Source organism: Solidesulfovibrio fructosivorans JJ], from assembly GCF_000179555.1.
GTDB classification, from domain to species: domain Bacteria; phylum Desulfobacterota; class Desulfovibrionia; order Desulfovibrionales; family Desulfovibrionaceae; genus Solidesulfovibrio; species Solidesulfovibrio fructosivorans.
In genome coordinates this window covers 175,133-181,798 of the sequence record NZ_AECZ01000007.1, presented here as the reverse complement: position 1 = coordinate 181,798, position 6,666 = coordinate 175,133, and the positions used below count along the sequence as shown (strand labels likewise).

Genomic DNA, 6,666 nt, shown 5'->3' with positions numbered 1-6,666 from the left:
GTGTAATCAGGTAAATAATTGAAAGAGCCTTTCCTCCTCGGATAAAAAGCCCCCACACCCCTTGGAAAGTTTTTGAAGGGGGGTCCAGGGGGGAAACTTTTTTCAAAAAGTTTCCCCCCTGGCCGCCGGAGGCATTCCCCCTCTCCTATACTCCTGCCGCCTTGAAAGCGGCGTCGACGATCTCCTTGGCCTCGGCCTGGAGCGCCTGCAGGTGTTCGCGGCCATTGAAGCTTTCGGCGTAGATTTTATAGATGTCCTCGGTTCCCGAGGGGCGCGCGGCAAACCAGCCGTTTTCGGTCACCACCTTGAGTCCGCCGATGGGCGCGCCATTGCCCGGGGCATTGGTCAGCTTGGCCACGATTGCCTCGCCGGCGAGCGTGGAGGCGGCGACCATGTCCGGGGAGAGCTTGGCCAGGGCGGCTTTTTGGGGTTTGCTGGCCGGAGCGTCGAGGCGTTCGTAGATGGGCTCGCCGAAGCGTTCGGTCAGCGCCGCGTAATGTTCGGCCGGGTCCTTGCCCGTCTTGGCCGTGATCTCGGCCGCGAGCAGGTCCATGATGATGCCGTCCTTGTCCGTGGTCCAGACCGTGCCGTCCTTTCGCAGATAGGACGCGCCGGCGCTTTCCTCGCCGCCGAAGCCGAAGGAGCCGTCGATGAGCCCGGGGACGAACCATTTGAACCCGACGGGCACCTCGCACAATTTCCGGCCAAGCCCGACCGCCACCCGGTCGATCATGGCGCTCGAGACCACGGTCTTGCCGACCGCCGCGTCGGCGCGCCAGTTCGGGCGGGTGGTGAAGAGGTAGTTGATGGCCACGGCCAGGTAGTTGTTGGGGTTGAGCAGCCCGGCCGAGCGAGTGACGATGCCGTGGCGATCATAGTCCGGGTCGTTGCCGAAGGCGATGTCGTAGGACTGGCGGTGCTCGATGAGGCGGGCCATGGCATAGGGCGAGGAGCAGTCCATGCGGATCTTGCCGTCCTTGTCCACGGTCATGAACGAAAAGGTCGGGTCCACCACGTCGCTTATAAGCGACAGATTGAGGCGGAAGCGCTCGACCATGGGTTCCCAGAACCCCACGCCCGAGCCGCCGAGGGGATCGACGCCGATGCGGATGCCGGAGTCGCGGATGGCGGCCATGTCGACCATGTTCTCCAGGTCGGCCACGTAGGGCATGACGTAGTCGTATTCCTCGGTGGTGGCGGCTCGAAGCGCGGCTTCGTAGGGCATGCGCCGCACGCCGGTGAGGTTTTTCTCCAGGTAGGCGTTGGCCATGTCCTGGACGATCCTGGTGATGTCGGTATCGGCCGGGCCGCCGGAGGGGGGATTGTACTTGAAGCCGCCGTCGTCCGGGGGATTATGGGACGGCGTGATGACGATGCCGTCGGCGATGGCGTCCTTGTGATCGCGGTTGAAGGTCAGGATGGCGTGGGAAATGACCGGGGTCGGGGTATAGCCGCGTCCGGCCTGAATGCGGGTGGTCACGCCGTTTGCGGCCAGCACCTCGAGGGCGGTGATGAAGGCCGGCTCGGACAGGGCGTGGGTATCCATGCCGAGATAAAGCGGCCCGGTAATGCCCTTGCCGGCCCGATAGTCGCAGATGGCCTGGGTGGTGGCCAGGATATGACGCTCGTTAAACGACCCGTCCAGGGACGAGCCCCGGTGGCCGGAGGTGCCGAAGGACACCCGCTGCAAGGGATCGGCCGGGTCGGGAATGACGGCATAGTAGCACGCGACGAGTCGCGGCACGTTGACGAGAAGCGACCTGGGAGCCGGCTTTCCGGCCAGCGGGCTTACGGGCATGGGAAGACCTCCTTGGTATGGACCGTCAGCATAGTGACCCAAAGGGGACCGGTCGTCCACTTCCGGCGACGATTTGAGGAAGAATCGGGGGGGTGCGATGCGCGTCGCCCGGCAGACCGGACACTTGCCGGGCCGGGCCAGCCGGTCGCGCTTGGCGAAGACGTGGCCACAGGCGAGGCAGCGCGCCGGATGGACGATGAGGGGCGAGCCTCCCCGGCGAAGCGACCGGCGCAGATGCTCCAAGGCGAGGAGCACGGCCTTTTCGCCGGCCCGGACCGCCGCGGAAAGTTCCAGGGCTGTTGCCGGCTCTTCCAGAAAGGACAAGGCCTCCTGAAGCGCCCGGGCAAGGGTCTTTTCCCGGGCGGCCGGGACGGGAGCGGCTTTTGGGCGCATGGCCTGGGCCATTTTCCGATGGGGGCTCAGGCCAGATATTTTACGATGTCGTTCGCCGTGGCGTAGACCATGAGCGCAATGAGGACCAGCCAGCCGCAGACCGCCGAGGGCAGGTAGAACCGGGCCAACCGGGAGGCACAACGCTCAAGGCTGTCGAACACGATTTTGCCGCCGTCGAGGGGCGGCAGGGGAAGCAGGTTGAAAACGGCCAGGCTCATGGAAAGATAGCCGCCGAACAAAAACAGGCGGACCGTCTCGCCCCGCACGTACCGCCCGCCTTCGGCCACGATACCGACAAGGCTGCTCAGGTTTCCGGCATGGCGGAAGAGTTCCGGGATGGACGACAGGACAAGCCAGGCGCTTTTGGCTGTCCAAACGAACGGTTGCCACAGCGCGGCAAGGCCATGCGCCCCGGGCGTCAGCAGCCAGGCGACCGCGTAACAACCGCAGGCGGCGGCCACATTGGCCAGCGGGCCTGCCAGGGAAAAGGCCAGACGCGCCGGCAAGGGGCGGGCAAGGTAATCGCGGGAATCGATCAGGTCGAGCAGCACGTAGCCGCCAAGCGGCACAGCGGACAGGCAATAGCGGGTGCCGCCGAGCGACCGGCTCCACACAATGGGTCCGAAGCCCAGGGAAAACCGGGCGACGGGCAGGCCAAGGGCCTTGGCGGCCAGGAAGTGGCCCAGCTCATGGATGAAAACGAGTACCGCCAAAAGCGCGACGACAGCGACGTAGGGCATGGCGAGCCTCCGTTGTGACGGCGAAAAAGACCGGTCAGATAAAATCCGGGTCCACGGCCGCCTTGCCGCCGGCCAGCATCACCTTGACGAAACGCACCGAACGGTCGTCCACCGGCACGATGGGGAACCGGTTCCGGCAGGCGTCGCAAGCGATCATGGTCGGCTTGACCGGGGCCACCACCGGCACCTCGCGGTGGCAGAAGGGACACGGATAAAGAAACACCAGCTCCACCCCGACGGGTTTGGCCGGGGTGAGGGGCTTTCGCGACTCGTTGCTCATTTGCCCTGCTCCGAAAAAAGGCAGTTTCCGGTCATGGCCGCCGGCACGGGCAGTCCGGCCAGGGTCAGCAGCGTGGGGGCGATGTCGCCGAGCTTGCCCGGGGAGAGCCGGCCGCCCTTTTTCGCCGGATCGACGAGGATGAGGCGCACCGGATTGAGAGTATGGGCGGTCATGGGGCCGCCGTCCGAGGCGATCATCTCCTCGGCGTTGCCATGGTCGGCGGTGACGAGCATACGCCAGCCGGCCGATGCCACGGCATCGGCGATGCGGGCCACGCAGGCGTCGACCGTGCGCACGGCCGTCTTGGCCGCCTCGAGAATCCCGGTGTGGCCGACCATGTCGCAGTTGGCCAGATTGACGATGGAGAGACTATGCCCCTTGTCCATGGAGGCCAGAAAGGCGTCGGTGACGGCCACGGCGCTCATCTCGGGCTTGAGGTCGTAGGTGGCCACGTCGCGCGGCGACGGAACGAGGATGCGCTCCTCGCCGGGAAAGGGCTCTTCGCGGCCGCAGTTCATGAAATAGGTGACGTGGGCGTATTTCTCGGTCTCGGCCAGGCGCAGCTGGGTGAGACCTTCACGGGAATAGACCTCGCCCAACACGTCGCTGATGCTTTCCGGAGCAAAGGCCACGGGCAGCTGAAACGAGCCTTCGTATTCGGTCATGGTGGCGAAGCCCGAAAGCTTCGGCCGCACCGTGCGGGCAAAGCCGTCGAAATCGTCCTTCGTGAGCGCCGCCGTGATTTCCCTGGCCCGGTCGGCCCGGAAGTTGAAGAAAAATACGGCGTCCCCGTCGCGAATCACCCCGTCCCCGCCGGCAAGCACCCGGGGTTTGACGAACTCATCGGTCTCCCCGGCCGCGTAAGCGGCTTTGACCGCCGCCACGGGATCGGTGAAGACCTCGCCCGCGCCCTCGGTGAGGCCGGCATAGGCGGCGGCCACCCGGTCGAAACGCTTGTCGCGGTCCATGGCGTAAAAGCGCCCGGTGAGGCTGGCGATGCGGCCGGTCCCCGCCTGGCGCAAAAAGGCCTCGAGCCCGGCCACGTAGCCCGCGCCGCTTTGGGGCGGCGTATCGCGGCCGTCGAGAAAGGCGTGCACGAGGATATCGCGCTGGCCAAGGGCGATAAAAGTCTCAACCAAAGCTTTAAGGTGTCGGACATGGCTGTGCACCCCGCCGTCCGAAACGAGGCCCATGAGATGGACGCGCCCGCCGGCGGCCAGGGAGGCCTTGGCAAGATCGGCCAGGACGGGGTTGGCGGCAAGGTTCCCCTCCTCCACGGCCATGTCGATGCGGGTCATGTCCTGGTAGACCACCCGGCCGGCGCCGATATTCATGTGACCGACCTCGGAGTTGCCCATGAACCCGTCCGGCAGGCCCACGGCCCGGCCCGAACAGGCCAGGATGGTGGACGGGTTGGCGGCGAGGAGCCGGTCGAGGGTCGGGGTGCCGGCTTCGGTCACGGCATTGCCGGGGCCGTCCGGAGCCAGTCCCCAGCCGTCGAGAATGAGCAGAAGCGTGGGTGTCGGTTTCATTGCGGCTTGGCTTCGTCGGCGGAGGCGGCGGGCAGGGCGATGCGCTCGCCCTCCGACCAGAGGCCTTCGATGTTGTAGAAGGGGCGCAACTCTTCCTGGAAGATGTGCACCATGACGTCGTTTAAGTCGAGCAGCACCCACTGGCCATGGCGGTACCCCTCCATGCCGAGGTAGGAAAAGCCGTGCGCGCCGCACTGCTCCAGCACATGGTCGGCGAGCGCCTTGGCCTGGCGGGCGCTGACGGCAGAGGCCACGACCATGGCCTCGCACACGGGATTGATGGGCGCGACGTCGAGCGCCAGAATGTCCTTGGCCTTTTTCTCGGCCAGCCAGCCGGCGACCATAATGGCCTTTTGCCGGGCGTCGAGGTCCTTGTCGGATGTGATTGCGGGCATTTTTTCTCCGAAGCAAACGTGTTTCCCGATGCCGGGCGCAAGCGGCCGATACCGGGAAACCCCGGTGCTTTATCCGATTTGCGCCGCGCCCGCAAATGGCGCGGCGGTCAACGTCCCTTTTTCACGGCCCTCTCTTGACGCCCCGGGCGGCTTTCGGGCAGGTAATCCCATTGGCCGCGCCAAGCATCACCAGCTTGGGCGCCATCTGGAGGAAGCCGCATGATTTTTGACATGGACCTGGAAACCCTGCCCCGCGAAGAGCTGGAAGCCGTCCAGCTACGCCGCCTCAAATCCCAGTGCGAGCGGGTCTACGCCAATGTGGCCTTTTACCGGAAGGCCTTCGACGAGGCCGGCATCACCCCGGCCGACATCAAGAGCCTTTCCGACGTCCGTTACCTGCCGTTTACTGAAAAGCAGGACCTGCGCAACCATTATCCCTTTGGGCTTTTCGCCGTGCCCAAGGACAACGTGGTGCGCATCCACGCTTCCTCCGGCACCACCGGCAAGGCCACCGTGACCGGCTATACCCAGCGCGACGTGGCCAACTGGGCCACCATGATGGCTCGGTCCCTGACGGCGGCCGGGGCCAGCCGCCGCGACATCATCCACGTGGCCTACGGCTACGGCCTTTTCACCGGCGGCCTCGGCGCGCATTACGGGGCCGAGCGCCTCGGCGCGACCACAGTGCCGGTTTCCGGCGGCGGCACCCGGCGTCAGGCCATGCTGCTGCGCGATTTCGGGGCCACGGTCATCTGCTGCACCCCCTCCTACAGCATGGTGCTGTACGAAACCGCGCTTGAGGCCGGCATCGATATCAAGGATCTGCCGCTGCGCATCGGCGTGTTCGGGGCCGAGCCCTGGACCAACGAGATGCGCCGCGAAATCGAGACGAAGATGGGCATCAAGGCCATCGACATCTACGGCCTGTCCGAGGTCATGGGGCCTGGGGTCGGCATCGAGTGCACCGAAGCACAGCATGGGGCGCACTTGCAGGAAGACCATTTCCTGTGCGAAGTCATCGACCCGGTGACCCTCGAGCCCCTGCCCCCGGGACAGCCCGGCGAGCTGGTCATCACCACCCTGACCAAGGAAGCCCAGCCGCTCATTCGCTACCGCACCCGCGACATCACCTCCCTGGACTACACGCCCTGCAAATGCGGCCGCACGACAGCCCGCATGATCCGCGTCCAGGGCCGTAGCGACGATATGCTGATCATCCGCGGGGTCAACGTTTTCCCGTCCCAGATCGAAAGCATCCTGCTCGAGACCGAGGGGCTTTCCCCCTACTACCAGCTCGTGGTCGAGCGTGAGGGCAACCTTGACACGCTGACCGTCCAGGTGGAAGTGGACGAGAAGCTCTTCTCCGACGAAATCCGGAAACTCCAGCGTCTGGAAGGAAAAATCCAGAAGAACATCAAGGAATTCCTGGGCGTCACCACCGTGGTCAAGCTTGTCGAACCACGCAGCATCCAGCGCTCGGAAGGCAAGGCCAAGCGCGTCGTGGACCTGCGCCACGCCTAACGGTTCT

General features: G+C 65.3%; 6 protein-coding genes. 1 reads left to right on the top strand and 5 read right to left on the bottom strand.

Going from position 1 to position 6,666, the window contains the following annotated elements; genetic code table 11:
• Positions 1–145: 145 nt before the first annotated feature.
• The 5 genes from pgm to rsfS all read right to left on the bottom strand — a co-directional run bounded on the left by pgm (position 146) and on the right by rsfS (position 5,138).
• Entirely contained in the window at positions 146–1,798 is a 1,653-nt protein-coding gene (gene pgm, locus DESFRDRAFT_RS07190) for a phosphoglucomutase (alpha-D-glucose-1,6-bisphosphate-dependent) (protein ID WP_043794148.1), read from the bottom strand.
• A 419-nt stretch (positions 1,799–2,217) separates the two neighbouring features.
• Positions 2,218–2,931 carry a site-2 protease family protein gene (locus tag DESFRDRAFT_RS07185; protein ID WP_005992549.1) on the bottom strand — a complete coding sequence of 238 codons (714 nt, stop codon included), beginning with the start codon at positions 2,929–2,931 and terminating at the stop codon, positions 2,218–2,220.
• Between the two features lie 34 nt (positions 2,932–2,965).
• Positions 2,966–3,211, bottom strand: a complete 246-nt coding sequence (locus DESFRDRAFT_RS07180) for a hypothetical protein (RefSeq protein WP_005992547.1) — start codon at positions 3,209–3,211, stop codon at positions 2,966–2,968.
• The gene (gene gpmI, locus DESFRDRAFT_RS07175) at positions 3,208–4,743 is read right to left on the bottom strand and encodes a 2,3-bisphosphoglycerate-independent phosphoglycerate mutase (protein WP_005992545.1); all 1,536 of its coding nucleotides are present in this window, start codon (positions 4,741–4,743) and stop codon (positions 3,208–3,210) included. The genes DESFRDRAFT_RS07180 and gpmI overlap by 4 nt, the downstream gene beginning before the upstream one ends.
• Complete coding sequence (gene rsfS / locus DESFRDRAFT_RS07170; RefSeq protein ID WP_005992543.1) at positions 4,740–5,138, bottom strand: ribosome silencing factor; 399 nt, start codon at positions 5,136–5,138, stop codon at positions 4,740–4,742. Before rsfS ends, gpmI begins: the two co-directional genes overlap by 4 nt.
• A 219-nt stretch (positions 5,139–5,357) precedes the next feature.
• Here rsfS and DESFRDRAFT_RS07165 point away from each other — a divergent pair, with 219 nt between their 5' ends.
• The gene (locus DESFRDRAFT_RS07165; RefSeq protein WP_005992541.1) at positions 5,358–6,659 is read left to right on the top strand and encodes a phenylacetate--CoA ligase family protein; all 1,302 of its coding nucleotides are present in this window, start codon (positions 5,358–5,360) and stop codon (positions 6,657–6,659) included.
• Positions 6,660–6,666 lie beyond the last annotated feature (7 nt).